Origin of the sequence: Lachnoclostridium sp. An131, assembly GCF_002160825.1 — a bacterium.
Classification (GTDB): domain Bacteria; phylum Bacillota; class Clostridia; order Lachnospirales; family Lachnospiraceae; genus Laedolimicola.
This window is the reverse complement of sequence record NZ_NFLI01000001.1, coordinates 266142-287143: the sequence shown is the minus strand read 5'-3', so window position 1 is coordinate 287143 and position 21002 is coordinate 266142. Positions and strand designations below refer to the sequence as shown.

General features: G+C 53.1%; 17 protein-coding genes and 1 other annotated feature. Of the genes, 6 read left to right on the top strand and 11 right to left on the bottom strand.

The window, feature by feature from the left end; all coding sequences use genetic code 11:
- Window positions 1-119: 119 nt before the first annotated feature.
- A complete protein-coding gene (gene uvrC, locus B5E77_RS01380; RefSeq protein WP_087163590.1) occupies window positions 120-1976 on the bottom strand; it encodes an excinuclease ABC subunit UvrC in 1857 nt (618 codons plus the stop codon).
- A 242-nt stretch (window positions 1977-2218) separates the two neighbouring features.
- On the opposite strand from uvrC, the gene B5E77_RS01375 reads away from it, so the two are divergent.
- The 4 genes from B5E77_RS01375 to B5E77_RS01360 all read left to right on the top strand — a co-directional run bounded on the left by B5E77_RS01375 (window position 2219) and on the right by B5E77_RS01360 (window position 4990).
- Window positions 2219-2965, top strand: a complete 747-nt coding sequence (locus B5E77_RS01375) for a threonine/serine ThrE exporter family protein (RefSeq protein ID WP_087163589.1) — start codon at window positions 2219-2221, stop codon at window positions 2963-2965.
- Window positions 2966-3045: 80 nt separating this feature from the next.
- On the top strand, window positions 3046-3489 hold the full coding sequence (locus B5E77_RS01370) for a threonine/serine exporter family protein (RefSeq protein WP_087163588.1): 444 nt from the start codon (window positions 3046-3048) through the stop codon (window positions 3487-3489).
- Window positions 3473-4345: a class I SAM-dependent methyltransferase gene (locus tag B5E77_RS01365; RefSeq protein ID WP_087163587.1), complete on the top strand. Its 873-nt coding sequence runs from the start codon at window positions 3473-3475 to the stop codon at window positions 4343-4345. Before B5E77_RS01370 ends, B5E77_RS01365 begins: the two co-directional genes overlap by 17 nt.
- A 93-nt stretch (window positions 4346-4438) precedes the next feature.
- On the top strand, window positions 4439-4990 hold the full coding sequence (locus tag B5E77_RS01360; RefSeq protein ID WP_087163586.1) for a prolyl-tRNA synthetase associated domain-containing protein: 552 nt from the start codon (window positions 4439-4441) through the stop codon (window positions 4988-4990).
- Between the two features lie 104 nt (window positions 4991-5094).
- On the opposite strand, the gene B5E77_RS01355 is transcribed toward B5E77_RS01360, so the two are convergent.
- The gene (locus tag B5E77_RS01355) at window positions 5095-5700 is read right to left on the bottom strand and encodes a hypothetical protein (RefSeq protein ID WP_087163585.1); all 606 of its coding nucleotides are present in this window, start codon (window positions 5698-5700) and stop codon (window positions 5095-5097) included.
- Between the two features lie 233 nt (window positions 5701-5933).
- Here B5E77_RS01355 and B5E77_RS01350 point away from each other — a divergent pair, with 233 nt between their 5' ends.
- Together B5E77_RS01350 and B5E77_RS01345 are read left to right on the top strand one after the other, a co-directional pair.
- A complete protein-coding gene (locus B5E77_RS01350) occupies window positions 5934-6608 on the top strand; it encodes a response regulator transcription factor (protein ID WP_087163584.1) in 675 nt (224 codons plus the stop codon).
- Window positions 6605-8017 carry a sensor histidine kinase gene (locus tag B5E77_RS01345; RefSeq protein WP_087163583.1) on the top strand — a complete coding sequence of 471 codons (1413 nt, stop codon included), beginning with the start codon at window positions 6605-6607 and terminating at the stop codon, window positions 8015-8017. Before B5E77_RS01350 ends, B5E77_RS01345 begins: the two co-directional genes overlap by 4 nt.
- Window positions 8018-8085: 68 nt before the next feature.
- On the opposite strand, the gene B5E77_RS01340 is transcribed toward B5E77_RS01345, so the two are convergent.
- From B5E77_RS01340 to rplA, 9 genes are all read right to left on the bottom strand, one after another.
- On the bottom strand, window positions 8086-8880 hold the full coding sequence (locus B5E77_RS01340; protein ID WP_087163582.1) for a DnaJ domain-containing protein: 795 nt from the start codon (window positions 8878-8880) through the stop codon (window positions 8086-8088).
- Window positions 8873-9697 (bottom strand): DUF5685 family protein, encoded by an 825-nt coding sequence (locus tag B5E77_RS01335; protein WP_087163581.1) that lies wholly within the window; start codon window positions 9695-9697, stop codon window positions 8873-8875. Before B5E77_RS01335 ends, B5E77_RS01340 begins: the two co-directional genes overlap by 8 nt.
- 305 nt (window positions 9698-10002) lie before the next feature.
- On the bottom strand, window positions 10003-13713 hold the full coding sequence (gene rpoC / locus B5E77_RS01330) for a DNA-directed RNA polymerase subunit beta' (protein WP_087163580.1): 3711 nt from the start codon (window positions 13711-13713) through the stop codon (window positions 10003-10005).
- A gap of 17 nt (window positions 13714-13730) precedes the next feature.
- Window positions 13731-17642 carry a DNA-directed RNA polymerase subunit beta gene (rpoB, locus tag B5E77_RS01325; RefSeq protein WP_087163579.1) on the bottom strand — a complete coding sequence of 1304 codons (3912 nt, stop codon included), beginning with the start codon at window positions 17640-17642 and terminating at the stop codon, window positions 13731-13733.
- A 308-nt stretch (window positions 17643-17950) separates the two neighbouring features.
- On the bottom strand, window positions 17951-18283 hold the full coding sequence (locus B5E77_RS01320; RefSeq protein ID WP_087163578.1) for a DUF4190 domain-containing protein: 333 nt from the start codon (window positions 18281-18283) through the stop codon (window positions 17951-17953).
- Between the two features lie 10 nt (window positions 18284-18293).
- Window positions 18294-18785 carry a hypothetical protein gene (locus B5E77_RS01315; protein ID WP_087163577.1) on the bottom strand — a complete coding sequence of 164 codons (492 nt, stop codon included), beginning with the start codon at window positions 18783-18785 and terminating at the stop codon, window positions 18294-18296.
- A gap of 210 nt (window positions 18786-18995) precedes the next feature.
- Entirely contained in the window at window positions 18996-19373 is a 378-nt protein-coding gene (rplL, locus tag B5E77_RS01310) for a 50S ribosomal protein L7/L12 (protein WP_087163576.1), read from the bottom strand.
- Between the two features lie 135 nt (window positions 19374-19508).
- Window positions 19509-20009 (bottom strand): 50S ribosomal protein L10, encoded by a 501-nt coding sequence (rplJ, locus tag B5E77_RS01305; protein WP_087163575.1) that lies wholly within the window; start codon window positions 20007-20009, stop codon window positions 19509-19511.
- A gap of 62 nt (window positions 20010-20071) precedes the next feature.
- Window positions 20072-20213 (bottom strand) — a sequence feature (ribosomal protein L10 leader region).
- Window positions 20214-20252: 39 nt separating this feature from the next.
- Window positions 20253-20945, bottom strand: a complete 693-nt coding sequence (gene rplA / locus B5E77_RS01300) for a 50S ribosomal protein L1 (RefSeq protein ID WP_087163574.1) — start codon at window positions 20943-20945, stop codon at window positions 20253-20255.
- Window positions 20946-21002: the final 57 nt, after the last annotated feature.

Here is a 21002-nt window from a genome sequence, read left to right as displayed (position 1 = left end):
TCTCAAAGTTTCTTGTCAGAATTCCTGTCAAAATATTTCTTTCATTTTATCATATCTGCCGTAATTCTTGCAAGGCCGGACGGGAAAATATGACAGCAAATGCGGCTGTATCCGCCGCCTCAATGGAAAAATTTCCAGACCCTTTCGGCGGCGGCGCGGTTCATGGAGGGCACGGCTGCCAGCGTCTCCACATCCGCCTCCCGGATAGCCTCCAGCGACTGAAACTGGCGCATCAGCGCCTTCCGCCTGGAAGGGCCGATGCCCTCGATGTCATCCAGCACAGAATGAACCTGTTCTTTGCTCCGCAGGGAGCGGTGATATTCAATGGCAAAGCGGTGCGCCTCGTCCTGAATCCGGGTAATCAGACGGAAGCCTTCGGAATTGCGGTCAATCGGGATCTCCACATTGTTAAAATAGAGTCCCCGCGTCCGGTGATTGTCGTCCTTGACCATGCCGCAGACCGGAATCCTCAGACCCAGCTCCTCCAGCACCTGCAGCGCCACGTTTACCTGTCCCTTTCCTCCATCCATCATCAGCAGATCCGGGAATCTCGTAAAGCTGCCAAGCTCCTCCGGCATCTCCCTGCTCCGGAGCTCACGCTCCTCCTCCATGCCGTGCCGGAACCGGCGGGTCAGCACCTCATGCATGCTGGCGTAATCGTCCGGCCCCTTGACCGTCCGGATTTTGAACTTGCGGTAATCGCTGCGCTTCGGCTTTCCGCGCTCATATACCACCATCGAGCCTACGGACTCAAATCCGTTTGTGTTGGAGATATCAAAGGCCTCCACCCGGCCGATATCGGAGAGCCCCAAAAGCGTGGAGATTTCCTTCATGGCTCCTATGGTTCTGCCTTCCTCCCGCTTGATTCTCTCCTTGTCCTGACTCAGGACCATGGCAGCGTTTTTCTTTGCCAGCTCCACCAGCTTTTCCTTCGTTCCGATCTTCGGAACCCGCAGATAGACCCGGTGGCCTTTTCTGGCAGTCAGCCACTGCTCAATCAGCTCCTGGTCGTCTATGGCCTCCTGCAGCATCAGCTCCCGGGGAATATAGGGCGTTCCCGCGTAAAACTGCTTGATAAAGCTCCCCAGAATCTCCTTTTCCGGCTCGCCCTCAGAGGCCCTCAGATAAAAATGATCCCGGCCGATGAGCCGCCCGTCCCGGATAAAAAAGACCTGCACCACAGCGTCCTCACCATCCACAGCCATCGCGATGATGTCCTTATCCTCCATATCGCTGTTGGTAATTTTCTGCTTCTGGGCGATCTGCTTTACGCTGCTCAAAAGCTCCCTGTATTCAATGGCCTTCTCAAACTCCATGGCGTCTGAGGCCGCCTTCATCTTCTCTTCCAGCTCCTTCAGGAGCGGCCCGTAATTTCCGTTCAGGAATTCCAGAACCTTCCCCACGTTCTGCGCGTACTGCTCCTTTGAGATATATCCCTGGCAGGGCGCGGCGCACTGCTTGATATGATAGTTCAGGCAGGGCCGCTCCTTTCCGATATCCCGGGGCAGGCTCCTGCTGCAGGTCCGGATCTGATACAGCTTGTGAATCAGCTCGATCGTATCCTTGACCGCTCCTGCGCTCGTATACGGCCCGTAATATTTCGCCTTATCCTTTTTCAGCCGCCTGGAAAACAGGACGCGCGGGAACTCCTCATTCACGGTCACCTTGATATACGGATAGGTTTTGTCATCCATGAGCATGGTGTTGTATTTCGGCCTGTGCTCCTTGATCAGATTGCATTCGAGCACCAGCGCCTCCAGCTCCGAGTCCGTGACGATATACTCAAAACGGGCGATATGCGTCACCATCTGCTCGATCTTTACGCCTTTGTTCCGGCTGGACTGAAAATACTGGCGCACCCGGTTTTTCAGGGAAACCGCCTTCCCCACGTAGATGATGGCGTCCTTTTCGTCATGCATCAGATACACGCCGGGCTTGGCCGGCAGCTTTTTTAATTCCTCTTCTATATCAAACATTGCAGAAATCCTTCCTGTTTTTGAAAACGGCAAAAAACATACGTTTCCATTTCCTGATTATATACTATTTTCACCAGGAAATCCACAGAAAGCTCTGATACCTGCCTGCTTCCTCTATATTTCTCCGTTCTCTCCCTTGACCGCCTCCTGCGCCACAGGTATAATAGAGCAGGAATATCCAGGCAGACGAAAGCTTCACAGCAGGCTTCTTCCTGGAATGGCAGCTTTGCGAGGAAACGATTATGAATTATAAACTGCTTCTGGACACGGCCGTGACAGCCGGGGAGCTGATGCTGGAAAATGGAGCGGAAACCTACCGGGTGGAGGATACGATGCACCGGATTCTCTCTCTGTCCAGCCTTCAGACCGCAGAGGTCTTTGTAACCATGACGGGCTTTGTGGCTACGCTGGACGACCCCTCGATACACTCCATGACTGTCGTACGCCGGATCACAAGCCGAGGCACCAATCTTGATATGATAGACCGGCTCAATGCGGTTTCCAGACGGCTCTGTACCGGAGAGCTGGAGCTGGAGGAGGCCTTTTCCCAGGTAAAGTCCTTAAAGGAGCATCCCTGGAAGCCCCGCGCCTTTCTGATCTCCACTCCGGTGGCGACAGCCGCCTTTGCCCTGACCTACGGCGGATCGCTGTCCGAAGCCTTCGTCTCAGCGCTGACCGGCCTGATCATGGCAGTCTGCCTGTACGCCTGCAGACGCCTCCGGATGCAGTCCTTTTTCGGGACGCTCCTGAGCGCTGCCGCCGCGTCTATGCTGGCTTCCGCCCTTTTCCGCGTATTTCCCGGCTTCGGAAGCCTGGATTCTGTCGTCATCGCTTCGATCATGCCCCTGGTTCCGGGCGTCGCAATTACAAACGCTGTCTTTGACACCCTGCATGGAGACTATCTGTCCGGCACCGCCCGTATGCTGGAGGCCTTTGTGACGGCTGCCGCCGTCGCCATGGGGATCGGTATCGGCCTTGGCATAGGCTGAACACCAGGCAGACTGTAACTGCAGCTTCCCGGTATGGCCCGGGGAGGTTGAAACTATACCGTACAGGGAGGTGCTTTGCCATGCTTCTGGAAATCGCCGGCTCTTTTCTGGCCGTGGTTGCCTTTTGCTTTATTCTGAATACGCCGCGCAGGCATATCCTGTTCGCCGGACTGACCGGCGCAGCCGGATGGGCGCTTTATCTGGTTCTGGAAATGCGCCTGATGAATACCGGAGCCGCCACCTTTATTTCCGGCTGCCTGGTCTCTCTGTGCGCCCAGCTGCTGGCCCGGTTTCTGAAGACGCCTGTAACAGTCTTTGTCATTCCCGGCATTCTGCCGCTGGTGCCCGGAGCCGGCATGTACCATATCGTGGATTCCATGCTTCGTTCAGACGGCATGACGTCCTACTACGTAACGCAGACACTCGTCGCAGCGGGCATGATCGCCATGTCTATCATTGTCGTAGACGGCCTGTTCCGCCTGTTTATCAAGAAAAAAGGAGATTTTTATGTGGATCGCCGATAACTGGACCGATTACGAAATACTTGACACTTCAAAGGGAGAAAAGCTGGAGCGCTGGGGCTCCTGGCAGCTGGTACGCCCCGATCCCCAGGTCATCTGGGATACGCCCCGGAAGGCCCCTGGCTGGAAGAGGCCAAACGGTCATTATCATCGCAGCAAAAAGGGCGGCGGCGAATGGGAATTCCGGGATCTTCCGGAGCAGTGGGCAATTCACTATCCCCTTTGCGGAACCAACCGGCTGACCTTCAACCTGAAGCCCTTCAGCTTCAAGCATACGGGCCTTTTCCCGGAGCAGGCCGCCAACTGGGACTGGTTCGGCGGACTTATCAGGAACGCCGGCAGGCCTGTGAAGGTGCTCAATCTGTTCGCCTACACCGGCGGAGCCACACTGGCTGCAGCGGCCTCCGGCGCCTCGGTCACCCATGTGGACGCATCGAAGGGCATGGTAGGCTGGGCCAGGGAAAACGCCCGTTCCTCCGGGCTTTCAGAGGCTCCCATCCGCTGGATCGTAGACGACTGCGTAAAATTTGTGGAACGGGAAATCCGCCGGGGAAACCATTACGACGGCATCATCATGGACCCTCCCTCCTACGGGCGCGGTCCCAAGGGAGAGATCTGGAAGATCGAGGACGCCATTCATCCCCTGATTCATCTCTGCGCACAGCTTTTAAGCAAAGACCCCCTGTTCTTTCTGGTCAATTCCTATACCACAGGGCTTGCGCCGGCTGTGCTGACCTATATGATTTCCCTGGAGCTGAAGGCCTTTGGCGGAACGGTAGATTCTCAGGAGATCGGACTGCCTGTCACATCTACCGGTTTGATTCTTCCCTGCGGCGCAAGCGGCCGCTGGACCAGATAGGCTCCGCTGGGAACAGATCCGGGAACAGATAAGGTATGGGCAAGGCATACCGCTTCTCTTTCACATAGTTATGTTTCACACAGGAGATTAAAAATGAGCGAAATACATATCGACAGACACCTTTATACCACAAGGCCGGAGCCGGAGGGCCGGCTCCCCAGAGAAATGGCAGTTTACGATCTGCTGGAAAGGCTGGATATTCCCTTTGTCCGCGTCGACCATGATGTGGCTATGACCATCGAGGACTGCCAGGGCGTAGACGAGCTTCTCGGCATCGACATCTGCAAGAATCTCTTTCTCTGCAACGCGCAGAAAACCAGGTTCTATCTTCTGCTGATGCCAGGCGGCAAGCAGTTTAAAACCAAGGATCTCTCAAAACAAATCGGTTCTTCCCGCCTTTCCTTCGCTCCGGCGGAGTATATGGAAAAATATCTGGGCGTAACTCCCGGATCAGCCACTATTCTCGGTCTGATGAATGACCCGGATAACCAGGTGCAGCTGATCATCGATGAGGACGTGACAGCCCAGGAGGATTTTGGCTGCCATCCCTGCATCAATACCTCCAGCCTGAAGCTGAAGACCTCAGATGTGCTGGAAAAGCTGATTCCAGCCCTTGGACATACGCCGGTATTTGTGAAGCTGTAGCATATTCATTACTGGCTGTAAAAAGCCGGAAGGCAAAAGCCCCGGGGCATTTCTGTCCCGGGGCTGCCTGTTTCTATCAGGATTCCAAATTTTTCTCAATCACCTTAATCGTCAATTCCATATACGTACTCCAGCGTATCCTCCGCCGCATCCAGCTTATCCTCCAGAAGATCCGCTTCCCGTTCTTTTGCCCGGTAATCATCGCGTGTCAGAGACCCGTTTCTGTACTGATACTCCAAGTCATCCTCGTACCGTTCCAGTTCCCGGTCGATTTCCTCTGCTTCCTGCTTCAGGGTGAAATAATTTTCCAGAACCTTCTCTGCAGAAGACGCTGCTTCTGCGTCTGCCTTTTCCACAAATGCATCTACCTTTGTGGTCAGCTCATCAATTGTGAGAACAGCAGCTGTCCCTGTATTTCCTGCAGATGCATCAGAAGCTGCTGTTGCGTCCCCTGCAGCCGTGTCTGCTGCTTCTGCGTCTGTGGCGGTATCTGCCGTATTTGCTGCATTTGCTGTATCATCCGCTGTATCTGCCGAAGCCGTATCGTCCGCTGTATCGGAAGCGCTGCTGTTTTCCAGTTCCGTCACCTGCTGCTCCAGCTGTGCTATCTGCTGCTTCAGCTGCTCCGTCTCAGCACTATCTCCGCTCTGGCATCCTGCCAGTACCAGTAATCCTGCTACGCCTGCTGCAACTAATAATCTTTTTTTCATAATGAAGTCCTCTCTTTCTTCTATGTTTTATTTTGATTTTTATTTTGGGTGTCTCCCTTTGATGAGTCTATCCTATCTTACGAAAATTAAAAGAAGATTAAAGCAGAAAAAATTCAAAAAAAATTTTTTAATGTTATTTTCATTTAAATCCATTATAATGAAGAAAAAATACCGGACAGGAAAAGAGTCCCGCCTGGGGACCTTTGCACCGGACATGGAAAGGGTGAAATCACATGCGGCTTTTGGTCGTGGAGGACGAAATTCATTTGCAGACTATTATAAAGAAACGGCTGCTGAAGGAGCACTACAGCGTAGATGCCTGCGGCGACGGGCTGGAAGCCCTGGATTATCTGGCTGTTTCCCCGTACGACGCGGTCATTCTCGATATCATGCTGCCGGGCCTTTCCGGCATCGAGGTCCTGAAAAGGATCCGAGCGGAGGGAAACCGGGTGCCGGTTCTCTTCCTGACAGCACGGGACGGTGTGGATGACCGGGTAAAGGGACTGGACTGCGGCGCTGACGATTATCTCGTAAAGCCCTTTGCCTTCGAGGAGCTGCTGGCCCGGATCCGCGTCATGCTCCGGCGCACTACAGAGCATACGACCGATGAACTTACACTGGGGGATTTGACAGTGGATCTGAAAAGCCACCAGGTACGGCGGGCAGGAAAATCTGTTGAGCTCTCAGGCAAGGAATTTGCCATGCTGGAATATCTGATGCGGAATCAGGGGCGTGTTCTCTCCAGGGAGCAGATCGAACAGCATGTATGGAGCTTCGACTACGAGGGGGGCTCCAACATGGTAGACGTCTATATCCGCTATCTCAGGAAAAAAATCGACGAAGGCTTTGAGCAGAAGCTGATTCACACGGTCCGGGGAGCCGGATACGTCATGAGGACTGAGCCATGAAAAAAAGTGCCGAAAGAAAATTTCCCCGAAATGGACTCTCCATCAAACAGAAGGTAACCCTGTGGTACGCCTGTATGCTGGTTCTGATCGTCCTGCTTTTGTTCGGCTTTATCTTCTCCATATCCAGAAGCCTTCTGCAGCGGGAATCCGACTCCAGGCTGGAAGAGCTTGTTCTGGACTTTGCAGATGAGATTGATTTTGAAAACGGCGTTTACGAGCTGGACGATGATGTCCGCTTCTATGAAAACGGGGTCATCTTCAGCATCTATGACGAGCAGGGCCGCCTGATTGCAGGCAGTGTACCAACCGGTTTCCCTGCAGATACGACCTTGAAGGCCTTTTCCTTTCAGACCTTTTCTGCCTCCGGGAATGCCTGGTCTGTCTACGACGCCGCCCTTCCCTATGGAGAGGAGCAGATCCTGTGGATCCGGGGAATTCTTCCGTCAGAAACCCTGTTTTCCGTGGAACGCACCCTGTTCTTCGTGCTGCTGATTGCCTGCCCGCTTCTCATCGCTGTCGCCCTTCTGGTGGGCTATTCCATCACCCGGCGCGCTTTTCTTCCCATCGAAGAAATTCGAAGGACAGCAGAGACTATAGGCGCCGGCGGAGACCTGTCTGCCCGTATCCCCACAGAGCGGACTCAGGGCGAAATCCGGCAGCTGGCCGAGACCTTCAACGAAATGTTTGGCCGGCTGGAAACCTCCTTTGAGCATGAGCGGCAGTTCACCTCCGACGCTTCCCATGAGCTTCGGACACCTGTGGCTGTCATCACCTCTCAGGCAGAATATTCCCTGCTTCCTGACGCGACGCCGGAAGAGCAGCGCGAGGGCCTGGAAGTCATCCTGGAACAGGCGCAGAAAATGTCCGCCCTCATCTCCCAGCTTCTGATGCTGGCACGGGCTGACAACGGTACTCAGCAGCTTACGATGGCTCCTGTCGATTTGAGTCTTCTGGCCTCCATGACCGCAGAGCAGTGCCGGGAGGCTGCCGCCAGGCGGCAGATCCGCCTTGATTGTGAGATCGCGCCTGGAATCATGACAGAGGGCGATCAGGCAAGCCTGGTCCGTGTATTTTTGAATCTGCTGGAAAATGCCATTCAATACGGCCGCCCCGGCGGTTTTGTAAAGCTTACTCTCGCTGTCCAGAATGATTTCGCCGTGTGCAGCATTGCCGATGACGGGATCGGCATCGCCCGGGAAAATCTCGAGCGTATCTGGCAGCGCTTTTACCGGGTGGATCCCTCCCGCAATCCAGGAGGCAGCAATACAGGGCTGGGACTTTCCCTTGTAAAATGGATTATAGAGGCACATCACGGTACGATTGAGGCCGAAAGCGGACTGGGAAAGGGAAGCTGCTTCACCTTTCGGCTTCCTCTGCAGCCTCCCGCAAAAAAAGCTCCTCAGGGATGACAAATCCCCGGGAGCGTTTTTCTTTTACAGCGTTCTGCTCTGTGGCTTTCTATATAGATTTATCTGTCTCAGCAGCATCTGCAGAACATACAGAACAGCTGTGCCAGACAGAAGCTTCGGCAGAACCTGTCCATTCCTTCCGCCTGCCGCTGATAATCTCTTCCATTTTGATTGTAGGCGTCCTCCGCGTACCGGTAGCTCTGCAGCGTCCTCTGGTAGAGGGCGTTGTTCGGATCCATCTGCAGCGCCTTCTGTATCTGAGAAACCGCCAGCATCTGGTTATTCAGCCCGTAATTGGCAAGCGAGCTTAAATAATACCACCGGGCGTTTCTCTGGGAGCCTGGCATCGCATTCAGTGTAGAATCCGCGTACTGGTACCTGCCCATATTGATAAAATCAATGGCCTGCCGGATGTCCTCGCTGTCGCCAGGCATTGTCCGCGGCTGCTCCGGGCCGGTACGCGTACTCCAGAAGCCGCCAAAGAAATCCTCGAAGCTTCCAAAACCACCGAAGGGATCCTGACCGTAGCCGCCATTTCCATAGGGGCCGTCCTGTCCGTACCCGCCATAACCGCCGTTTCCATAAGAGCCCTGCTGACCGTAGCCGCCCTGGCTCTGCCTGCCCTGACCGCCGTAAGCGCTCTGTCCATAGCCGCCGTAGCCGTTCTGCTGCCTCCTGTACTTCTCAGGATTGTTCAGCATATCATAGGCCTCATTGATCTCGTTCATCTTCTCGGCTGCATGCGGGTCGTTTGGATGCAGATCCGGATGGTATTCCTTTGCTTTTTTTCTGTATGCTCTTTTTATCTCTTCCTTCGTAGCGTCCCTGGAGACTCCAAGAACTCTGTAGGGATCGTCAACCATGATCTGTCTCCTTCCCGCGCAGCTTTGCGTAATACTGCTGCCATACTCCCCCATACAGAATGTTCCGCAGCAGATGTGCGTCCTGCACAAGCGGAAGCCTTTCAAACACCTCCATGGCATTGCCCAGAGGCAGGCTCAAGGACGCCTCCATCTCCTCCGGCTGCTTTCCCATTTTAAACAGCGGATTGTAATTCCGGTTTTTCAGATCTTTCTTATAGTCGAGGGTCGCATCCATCAGATAAATAAAACGGCCCAGCTCATAGCCAAAGGTACGCAGGCTGTTGCTCCAGAAATCCTCTTCGCAGACAAAAAGCTCCGACAGCATCTTTCCTGAGCAGTTGATAGCCTGATCCGGATTGGCGTTTCTGTCCTTCTCAATCAAAGCCAGCTCCTGGATGCTTGCTGAAACCGCCTGGCACTGCCTTGGATAAGCCTTTTCTATCTCCCGGTACGCCTTGCCCAGCATTCCCGCATACCAGCGTCTGCCCGGCTTTTTCTCATCCTTCCAGTCATCCAGCGCCTTGAAATAGGCCAGTACAACCGTCATATCAGCCGCATACTCTGTGAACTTGTTTCGCACACTTGTCCGCATCCTCAGAGGATGTACGCTGCAGCGGAACCTTTCCACCTTTTCCGCCGGTTCGTACAGGGAAGAAAGAAACAGCACTGCAAAAGTCATATCATAGCTGAGGCTCATCCTCTCCAGCTCACCATATCTTTCCTTCAGGGTTCTGCAGAGACCGCAGTACACGCTCTGATAACGCTCCAGCTCCTCCCTGGAAAGCTTGGAACGGTTACACTCAATATATCCGAACATTCGCTCACTCCTTTGACGCTTTCTTTGGCCAGCAGATCCTCATCGCCATCTGACAGCCAAAGGACAGTTCTGCGAATTCCATAATGCCTGCTATTTTGAGATCTTAGCACTTACAGTGTCAATGTCAATCCTTTTCACAATTCTTTAATATATTTCCTGTTTTTTTCATAATTGAACCCTATGATGCAAAAAGGGTATCCCGAAGCTGTTCTGCAGTCCGGGACACCCTGTCTTTCTGCTTTTCCGCCTTCCGCGGATTTTCCTACTTCTTTATAACACGCTTTGTTTACTTTCGCAAAGGACTGCTATACCTCTGCCAGTTCTCCAGCCTCTTCTTTCCCTGCAGCTTCCTCCGATCCGCCTGATGATGTCTCCGCCTCATTTTCTGTCATATCGAACTCTTCTGTAAGCTCCAGTCCTTCCTCGTCCAGATCCTCCTCGAGGTTCAGCTCGGAAAACTCGTTCATCTCTGTGCTCAGGCGCACATTCTGATAGCGCTTCATTCCGGTTCCGGCAGGAATCAGCTTACCGATGATGACGTTCTCCTTCAGGCCAATCAGCGGATCGACCTTACCCTTGATAGCTGCCTCAGTCAGAACCTTCGTGGTCTCCTGGAAGGATGCCGCAGACAGGAAGGAGTTGGTAGCCAGGGATGCCTTTGTGATACCCAGCATTACCTGCTTGCCTTCTGCCGGACGCAGCCCTTCTGCCTCCAGCTTCTCGTTCATTTCCTCAAAGTCCAGAACGTCGATCAGCGTACCCGGAAGCACATCGCTGTCACCATTGTCCTCTACGCGCACCTTCTTCAGCATCTGATGCACAATCATCTCAATATGCTTATCATTGATATCTACACCCTGCAGACGGTATACACGCTGTACCTCACGGAGCATGTAATCCTGAACCGCGCGGATACCTTTGATCTTCAGAATGTCATGCGGGTTTACGCTTCCTTCTGTCAGCTCGTCGCCGGCCTCCAGCACCTGTCCGTCCTGTACCTTGATACGGGAACCGTAAGGAATCAGATAGGTCTTGGACTCGCCGTCCTCGTCAGTGACCTGTACCTCGCGCTTCTTCTTGGTATCCAGAATCGTAACGGTTCCCGCGATCTCTGTGATAATCGCAAGTCCCTTCGGCTTTCTGGCCTCGAAAAGCTCCTCTACACGGGGAAGACCCTGTGTGATATCGCCGCCGGCCACACCGCCGGTATGGAAGGTACGCATGGTCAGCTGGGTACCCGGCTCACCGATGGACTGTGCGGCGATAATTCCGACAGACTCACCCACCTGAACCGCTTCTCCGGTAGCCATGTTGGAGCCATAGCACTTCGCACAGATACCGATGTGTGACTTACAGGTCAGAATCGTACGAATCTTCAGAGAATCATAGGGCTTTCCGTCTTCGGTCACGCCATATTTGATAATGGCCTCCGCACGCTTCGGCGTAATCATATGATTCGCCTTCACGATGATATTTCCATCCTTATCCTTAACCGTCTCGCAGGAGAAGCGTCCTGTAATACGCTCCTGCAGGCTCTCAATCTCTTCCTTTCCATCCTGGAAAGCACGGACAACCATGCCCGGGATCTCATCCTTGCCCTCGCAGCAGTCTACCTCGCGGATAATCAGCTCCTGGGATACGTCTACCAGACGTCTTGTCAGGTAACCGGAGTCCGCAGTACGCAGAGCCGTGTCAGACAGCCCCTTACGCGCTCCATGAGCAGACATGAAATACTCCAGTACGTCCAGTCCCTCACGGAAATTGGACTTGATCGGCAGCTCGATGGTATGGCCTGTCGTATCGGCCATCAGTCCACGCATGCCGGCAAGCTGCTTGATCTGCTTGTCAGAACCACGGGCTCCGGAGTCTGCCATCATATAGATATTGTTGTAGCGATCCAGGCCGTCCAGCAGCGCCTTGGTCAGCACCGCGTCAGTCTCCTTCCAGGTCTCCACAACCTCTTTGTAACGCTCTTCCTCTGTGATCAGACCACGCTTGTAGTTCCGCGTAATCTTATCCACCGTATCCTGTGCCTTCTGGATCAGCTCCGGCTTCTCCGGCGGCACGGTCATGTCGGAAATGGATACGGTCATGGCCGCACGGGTGGAATACTTGTATCCCATCGCCTTGATATCATCCAGCACCTCAGCGGTTCTGGTGGCTCCGTGGGTATTGATGACCTTCTCCAGGATCTGCTTCAGACCCTTCTTGCCCACATGGAAGTCTACCTCCAGCTTCAGCTCATTGCCCGGGATCGTACGGTCTACAAAGCCCAGATCCTGCGGCAGAATCTCATTGAAGATGAAACGTCCCATGGTGGACTCGATAATATCGGAAATCTCGCTTCCGTCCGGCAGCGTCTTTGCCACACGCACCTTGATGCGGGACTGCAGCTTGATAATGCCGTTTTCGTAAGCCAGAATCGCCTCATTTACGCTCTTGAACGCCTTGCCTTCTCCATCGCTTCCCGGACGCTCCTGGGTCAGATAATAGATACCCAGCACCATATCCTGGGACGGAACAGCTACAGGGCCTCCGTCGGAGGGCTTCAGCAGGTTGTTCGGAGAGAGCAGAAGGAAACGGCACTCTGCCTGCGCCTCTACAGACAGGGGCAGATGCACAGCCATCTGGTCTCCGTCGAAGTCTGCGTTAAACGCGGTACATACCAGCGGATGCAGCTTGATGGCCTTGCCTTCCACGAGAATCGGCTCGAAAGCCTGAATTCCCAGACGATGCAGCGTAGGAGCACGGTTCAGCATAACCGGATGCTCTTTGATAACCTCCTCCAGCACATCCCATACCTCGGGCTGCACCTGGCGCTCTACCATCTTCTTCGCACTCTTGATATTATGGGCAGTGCCGTTCTGCACCAGCTCCTTCATTACGAAGGGCTTGAACAGCTCGATAGCCATTTCCTTGGGCAGACCGCACTGGTAAATCTTCAGCTCGGGACCAACCACGATAACGGAACGTCCGGAGTAGTCTACACGCTTTCCGAGCAGGTTCTGACGGAAACGTCCGGACTTACCCTTCAGCATGTCGGACAGAGACTTCAGCGCTCTGTTTCCGGGGCCTGTCACAGGACGGCCGCGGCGTCCGTTGTCAATCAGGGCGTCTACCGCTTCCTGCAGCATACGCTTCTCATTGCGGACAATGATATCCGGAGCGCCCAGCTCCAGCAGTCTCTTCAGACGGTTGTTGCGGTTGATAATTCTTCTGTATAAATCGTTCAGGTCAGAGGTCGCAAAACGTCCTCCATCCAGCTGTACCATCGGACGCAGATCGGGCGGAATCACCGGGATCGCATCCATGATCATCCACTCCGGCTTGTTTCCGGAACCGCGGAAGGCCTCTACAACCTCCAGGCGCTTGATGATACGGGCACGCTTCTGGCCGCTGGCGTCGCGGAGTCCCGCCTTCAGCTCGGCGGATTCCTTCTCCAGGTCAATCGCCTGCAGCAGCTCCTTGATGGACTCAGCGCCCATTCCCACGCGGAAACGGCTGCCGTATTTCTCGCGCATATCCTGATATTCCTTCTCTGTCAGCACCTGCTTGTACTGAAGCTCGGTGTCGCCTGCATCCAGTACAATATAGGATGCGAAGTACAGCACCTTCTCCAGGGTACGGGGTGACAGATCCAGAATCAGTCCCATCCGGCTGGGAATTCCCTTGAAATACCAGATGTGGGAGACAGGAGCCGCCAGCTCGATATGGCCCATGCGCTCACGGCGCACATTGGATTTTGTAACCTCCACGCCGCATCGGTCGCAGACCACGCCTTTGTACCGAATCTTTTTATATTTTCCACAGTGACACTCCCAGTCCTTGCTGGGTCCGAAGATTCTCTCGCAGAACAGGCCGTCCTTTTCCGGCTTCAGAGTCCTGTAATTGATGGTCTCCGGTTTCTTTACCTCGCCTCTGGACCACTCCCGAATCTTCTCCGGAGACGCGAGCCCGATCCGGATCGCGTCAAAGGTCATCGGCTGATATACCGCTTGATTCGTTGTTTCTGGCATGAATGGCACTCCCTTCTCTATTCTTCGAAATCTTCTTCAAAGTCTACAAAATCGTCGTCATCAGGCTCTTCCTGTACATCTACCAGCTCTTCGCCTTCAAACTCCTGCTTGCTAAAGCCATAGTCGCCGAAAGATTCCTCTTCCTTGTCGTACCTTCTGTCGCCTTCGATAATGGAGCGCAGATCCACTTCGCCGTAATCGCTGGTCTCCATAATCTCAACCTCTGTATTGTCATCCCGCAGAACTCTCACATCCAGACCGAGGGACTGAAGCTCTTTCAGGAGTACCTTGAAGGACTCGGGAATACCCGGCTCCGGAATATTGTCACCCTTGATAATTGCCTCGTAGGTCTTCACACGGCCGATCACATCGTCAGACTTCACGGTCATGATCTCCTGCAGCGTGTAGGACGCGCCGTAGGCCTCGAGAGCCCACACCTCCATCTCTCCGAAACGCTGGCCGCCGAACTGAGCCTTTCCGCCCAGAGGCTGCTGTGTTACCAGAGAGTACGGGCCGGTAGAACGCGCATGGATCTTGTCGTCTACCAGGTGATGCAGCTTCAGGTAGTGCATGTGTCCGATGGTAACGGGGCTGTCGAAATACTCACCCGTACGGCCGTCACGCAGGCGGACTTTGCCGTCTCTGGAAATCGGAACGCCCTTCCAGAGCTTCCTGTGCTCTCTGTTCTCAGACAGATACTCCATCACCTCAGGAAGCAGCTCTTCCTTATGCCTGCTCTCAAAGGTCTCTCCAGACCACGCCTGCCCGCAGGCATTTGTGTCTCTGCCTTCCGCCTTCCAGCTTTCCGCTTCCTTCTCGTCGAAGGGCAGGTTTGCATAGTCGTTGGCCAGATCAAGAGTATCCATAATATCCGTCTCGTTGGCTCCGTCAAAGACGGGAGTCGCCACGTTAAATCCAAGCGCCTTGGCTGCCAGGCTCAGATGAATCTCCAATACCTGTCCGATATTCATACGGGACGGCACGCCCAGCGGGTTCAGCACGATATCCAGCGGACGTCCGTTCGGCAGGAACGGCATATCCTCCACCGGAAGCACACGGGAAACGACACCCTTGTTTCCGTGACGGCCTGCCATCTTGTCGCCCACGGAGATCTTACGCTTCTGCGCGATATAGATACGGACTGCCTGGTTTACGCCCGGAGACAGCTCATCGCCGTTCTCTCTCGTAAATACCTTGGCATCCACTACGATACCATACTCGCCGTGAGGCACCTTCAGAGAGGTGTCACGAACCTCACGCGCCTTCTCACCGAAGATCGCTCTCAACAGACGCTCCTCCGCGGTCAGCTCGGTCTCTCCCTTGGGAGTTACCTTTCCGACCAGGATGTCGCCTGCGCGGACCTCTGCGCCGATGCGGATGATTCCCCGCTCGTCCAGATCCTTGAGGGCGTCGTCACCGACGCCGGGAACGTCTCTTGTGATTTCCTCCGGTCCCAGCTTCGTGTCACGGGCCTCTGCCTCGTACTCCTCAATGTGCACGGAGGTATATACGTCGTCCTCTACCAGACGCTCGCTTAAAAGCACGGCGTCCTCGTAGTTATAGCCTTCCCAGGTCATGAAACCGATCAGCGGGTTCTTTCCCAGCGCAATCTCTCCGCCGGAGGTAGAAGGACCGTCTGCGATGACCTCGCCGGCCTTTACCTTGTCGCCCTTAAATACAATCGGTCTCTGATTGTAGCAGTTGCTCTGATTGCTTCGGGAGAATTTTGTCAGATGATATACATCCTTTGTTCCGTCTGCGCACTTAATCACAATCTCATTGGATACGGAACGCTCTACCACGCCATCATGCTTCGCAATCACGCAGACGCCGGAGTCCACAGCCGTCTTCGTCTCCATTCCGGTTCCCACCACAGGGGCCTCGGTAGTCAGAAGCGGCACGGCCTGACGCTGCATGTTTGATCCCATCAGAGCACGGTTCGCGTCATCGTTTTCCAGGAAAGGAATCAGCGCTGTCGCCACGGAGAACACCATCTTCGGAGACACGTCCATGTAATCAAACATGGAGCGCTCGTACTCCTGGGTCTCCTCGCGGTAACGGCCGGATACGTTTCTGCGGACAAAATGTCCTTCCGCATCCAGCGGCTCGTTCGCCTGTGCTACATGGTAATTATCCTCTTCATCCGCGGTCATGTAGACGACCTCGTCCGTAACCACCGGATTCTTCGGATCTGTCTTGTCAATCTTGCGGTACGGAGTCTCGATGAAGCCGTACTCATTGATCCGCGCATAGGTCGCCAGAGAGTTAATCAGACCGATGTTCGGACCTTCAGGCGTCTCGATGGGGCACATTCTTCCGTAATGGGAATAATGCACGTCGCGGACCTCGAATCCCGCACGGTCTCTGGACAGACCTCCCGGTCCCAGAGCGGAAAGACGGCGCTTGTGCGTCAGCTCGCCCAGCGGGTTGTTCTGATCCATGAACTGGGACAGCTGGGAGGAACCGAAGAATTCCTTCACGGCAGCCGTCACCGGCTTGATATTGATCAGAGACTGCGGTGTGATATTGTCCTGATCCTGCGTCGTCATACGTTCGCGGACCGTACGCTCCATTCTGGAGAGACCGATGCGGTACTGGTTCTGCAGCAGCTCGCCCACGGCACGGATACGGCGGTTGCCCAGATGATCGATATCATCGTCATTTCCGATGCCGTACTCCAGATGGATATTATAGTTAATGGAAGCAATGATGTCTTCCTTCGTAATATGCTTCGGAATCAGCTCGTGAATATCACGCTTCACGGCTGCCTTAATCTCCTCCGGATCGGAGGTTTCTTCCAGTATTTTTTTCAGAGCCGGATAATATACTAACTCCGTAACACCCAGTTCCTTCGGATCTACGTCCAGATAATGGCGCAGATCTACCATCATGCTGGAGATGACGCGCACAGCCCGCTCCTCGCACTGGATCATCACGAAGGGAACGGCTGCGTTCTGGATCTCGTCTGCCAGCTCACGGGTCACCTGTGTGCCCGCCTCGGCGATAATCTCGCCTGTCTGGGTGTCTACCACATCCTCAGCCAGAATATGACCGTTGATACGGTTGCGCAGCATCAGCTTTTTGTTGAACTTATAACGGCCTACCTTAGCCAGATCATATCTTCTCGGATCGAAGAACATGCTCATAATCAGGCTCTCGGCACTCTCCACTGCCAGCGGCTCGCCCGGACGGATCTTCTTGTAAAGCTCCAGAAGACCTTCCTGATAGTTCTCCGCCGTATCCTTGCTCAGGGTTGCCAACACTTTAGGCTCTTCGCCAAACAGATCGATGATCTCCGGATTCGTGCCGTATCCAAGAGCACGCACCAGTACGGTCACCGGAACCTTTCTCGTTCTGTCCACACGTACATAGAAAATGTCGTTGGAGTCCGTCTCATATTCCAGCCATGCTCCACGGTTCGGGATGACGGTGCAGGAATAGAGACCCTTTCCTACTTTATCATGATCAATCGCATAGTAAATTCCGGGGGAACGAACAAGCTGGCTGACGATGACACGCTCTGCGCCGTTGATCACAAATGTACCTGTCTCTGTCATCAGCGGCAGGTCACCCATGAATATCTCATGCTCATTGATTTCATCTGTTTCTTTATTATAAAGACGTACCTTGACTTTCAGAGGAGCTGCGTAGGTGGCATCTCTCTCCTTGCATTCTTCAATGGTGTATTTGATATCGCCCTCACCCGTGCAGAGCGTGAAGTCGACAAATTCCAGACTCAAATGTCCGCTGTAGTCAGCAATCGGAGAGATGTCGTCGAACACCTCGCGAAGTCCTTCCTTCAGAAACCAGTTGTAGGAATCCTTTTGAACTTCGATCAGGTTCGGCATCTCCAGAACTTCTTTTTGTCTGGAATAGCTCATTCTGTAGCCCTTTCCGGTGTCTACCGGACGTATTCTGTTCTTTTCCATTGACGTTCACCCCTTATTTAATATGGAAGTCAGCTGCTATTTCGTCATTTTTCACAAAAGCCAAAATGAATTTAGAGCCTAGCTCACCACAATAGTGCATCCTACATGATAACACAACCAATTTTTCATGTCAAGCATTATTTGGGAATTTTTTTACAGCCTGTCGGCACAATTTTTACAGATTTTTAACAGAAAAACCATCTTCCATACAAGGCGTAAACCAAACGCTGCGGAAAACATGAAGAACTGATTCACATTTGCCGCAGCGTCTCTTTTCATTTTGATTTTTAAGTCAGAAAACCTCGTCCTTATCCGACGTAAAACATCATCCCGATCACCATAATCACTCCAAGGAGCATAGAAATCATCACTCCCAGAACTCCGGTGACAATCCCGGCGATCGCCATCCCCCGGCCGGCCCTTCTCTGAGCCAGGCATACAATTCCCTGTATCAGTCCAACCAGCCCGATGATGATGGAAAGATAAGGGAACAGGCAGAACACGATAGACAGTATCCCCAGTACCAGGGAACATACCGCCAGGCTGTTGCTCTGCCGCTTATCCCGTTCCGGCTCACCTACGATGATAACCGGATCGCGGGGCTGCTGGTTTTCATTCCAATTATTCTGTTCCATATCCATAAACGGCCTCCTAATAATAGTAGTAGCCTGACAGCTGCACCATAAGAACTATTACAAATATAATGATCTGAATCACAGTACATGCGATAAAGCTTCCTACCACCGCTCCCGTCTTTCCCTTCAGACCCATGCGGATATAGAAGATAGTGCCAAACAAAATTCCTATCAGAAGACCAAGCCAGCCACACAAGAAGAAGCCTCCAATACAGCTGATCCCCAAAAATACATTTGAAATCGCCGGTACCTTATGCAGGGGCTGGTACTGCTCACCGCTTCCAAGATATACTCCGTTCACTGCCAAATCCACCTTGTTTCCAATGGCAACCACACGCAGCTCCGCGCCGTCGATCTGAATCGGATAATCCACCATCACAATAAACCAGTTCTGCGACTTTGCGCGGTAGGTCTGTCCGTTTACCGTGATCTTTGGACCTCCAAAGCCCGTCTTATACTCGAGCGTATGTACCGTTCCGTTCACATTCACATCCCATGTCTTTTTCATTCATGCCCACCTCTTATATGATTAATATGAATTATTATACCATAGGCTTAAAACCGGGACAAGGGTACTCTGTGCATGTATGCAAAATATTACAATTTTTTAATATCATACTGTAAAAAATTCGCGCAATTTTGGCGGGCAGGCATCAGAAAAGGGCGAAACCCGTCCGGGTTCCGCCCTTGCGTCTTATCCTCTCTTTTCTGAAAGAGCTTATTTCAGGGTTACGCTTGCTCCCTGCTCCTCCAGCTTAGCCTTCAGCTCGTCAGCCTCAGCCTTGGAAACGCCCTCTTTGATTACCTTCGGAGCGCTGTCTACCAGGTCCTTAGCTTCCTTCAGGCCCAGTCCGGTTACCTCACGAACAACCTTGATAACCTTAACCTTGGAATCTCCAGCGCTGGTCAGCTCTACGTCGAAGGAATCCTTCTCCTCAGCTGCTGCTGCCTCGCCAGCTCCTGCTGCTGCTACAACTACGCCTGCTGCTGCAGATACGCCAAACTCTTCCTCACAAGCCTTTACCAGCTCGTTCAGCTCTAATACGGATAACTCTTTAATCGCTTCAATAAACTCAGCGGTCGTTAACTTTGCCATTTTATTTTCCTCCTGATTTTTTCATTTTACTGTGTCCGAATTCCAGCTCTGTGGAATCCGGCAAATCAAACGAGTCTCTTTTTGACTCTCCGCAGCCCTATGCCGCGGTCGATACTCTTTGAACAGGCAAAAGCTTTAAGCCTCTGCTGCTCCATTCTTGCTTTCTGCGATCTGATTCAGAACACGTGCAAGATTTGCAATCGGGGACTGAATGCTTCCAAGCAGCTTTCCGAGCAGTTCCTCTCTGGACGGAATCTTGGAAATCGCATCCATGCCTGCTGCGTCGTAGTAGGTTCCCTCTACGATACCGGCCTTGATCTCAAGAGCCTTTGCGTCCTTTGCGAACTTCGCCAGGATTCTGGCCGGAGCAGTCGCGTCTGTCTTGGAGATCGCGATAGCGTTCGGTCCTTCCAGATGCGGAGCAAGGTTTTCGCAGGGAGTTCCCTTGAACGCAAAATTCATCATCGTATTCTTGTAAACCTTGTAGGTGATGCCGTTCTCTCTGAGCTCTTTACGAAGTCTGGTGTCTTCTTCTACAGTCAATCCGCAGTAGTTCACCAGGACTACAGACTGAGCGCCGTCGATATTCTCGGCAATCTCTTCTACGATCGGTTTCTTTAACTCGACCTTTGCCATGAATGGTATACCTCCTTTTAGATTTTTGTGTACACCAACCCGATACCGGGAAATCCATGGATCGCTCCATGAAAAAACCTCTCTGACCGCTTTAGACAGAGAGGTTCTGAAAGTCATTCCATAAATGAATGTATCGTCCTCGGCAGGCGTGTTCAACTTATGCCTCGCGGCACCTGCTGTCTTCGGGTCGTGTTACATGCTATGATAGAATAGCATATCTTTTTCTGTATGTCAATCAATAAATTACGCAAGCTTAACCGGATTCAGCTTTACGCCCGGGCCCATAGTCGGGGCAAGCGTCACGCTCTTCAGGAACTGGCCCTTTACAGCGGCAGGTCTTGCCTTATTGATTGCATCAATCAGCGTCTGGAAGTTGTCCGCTAACTGCTCCTCGGTGAAGGAAGCTTTTCCAATCGGCACGTGGATAATGTTTGTCTTGTCAAGACGGTACTCAATCTTACCGGCTTTGATATCCTGGATGGCCTTGGTCACATCCATGGTTACGGTTCCGGCCTTCGGGTTCGGCATCAGGCCCTTGGGTCCAAGTACACGGCCCAGACGTCCTACAACGCCCATCATATCCGGTGTAGCGACTACTACATCGAAATCCAGCCAGCCTTCGTTCTGGATCTTCGGAACCAGCTCCTCAGCTCCAACGAAGTCTGCGCCTGCAGCCAGAGCCTCGTCAGCCTTTGCGTTCTTTGCGAATACCAGCACGCGTGCAGTCTTTCCTGTTCCGTGGGGAAGAACTACAGCGCCGCGGATCTGCTGATCTGCGTGACGTCCGTCGCAGCCGGTGCGGATGTGAGCCTCGATGGTTTCATCGAATTTTGCGGTAGCAAGCTTCTTTACGATAGCTACTGCCTCTTCTTTATCATACTGGGTCTGTTTGTCGTAGAGCTTTGCAGCCTCAACATACTTCTTTCCATGTTTCATATTAAATAACCTCCTGGTGGTAATTGCGGGATTTACGGGTTTCTCCCTCCCACGTCT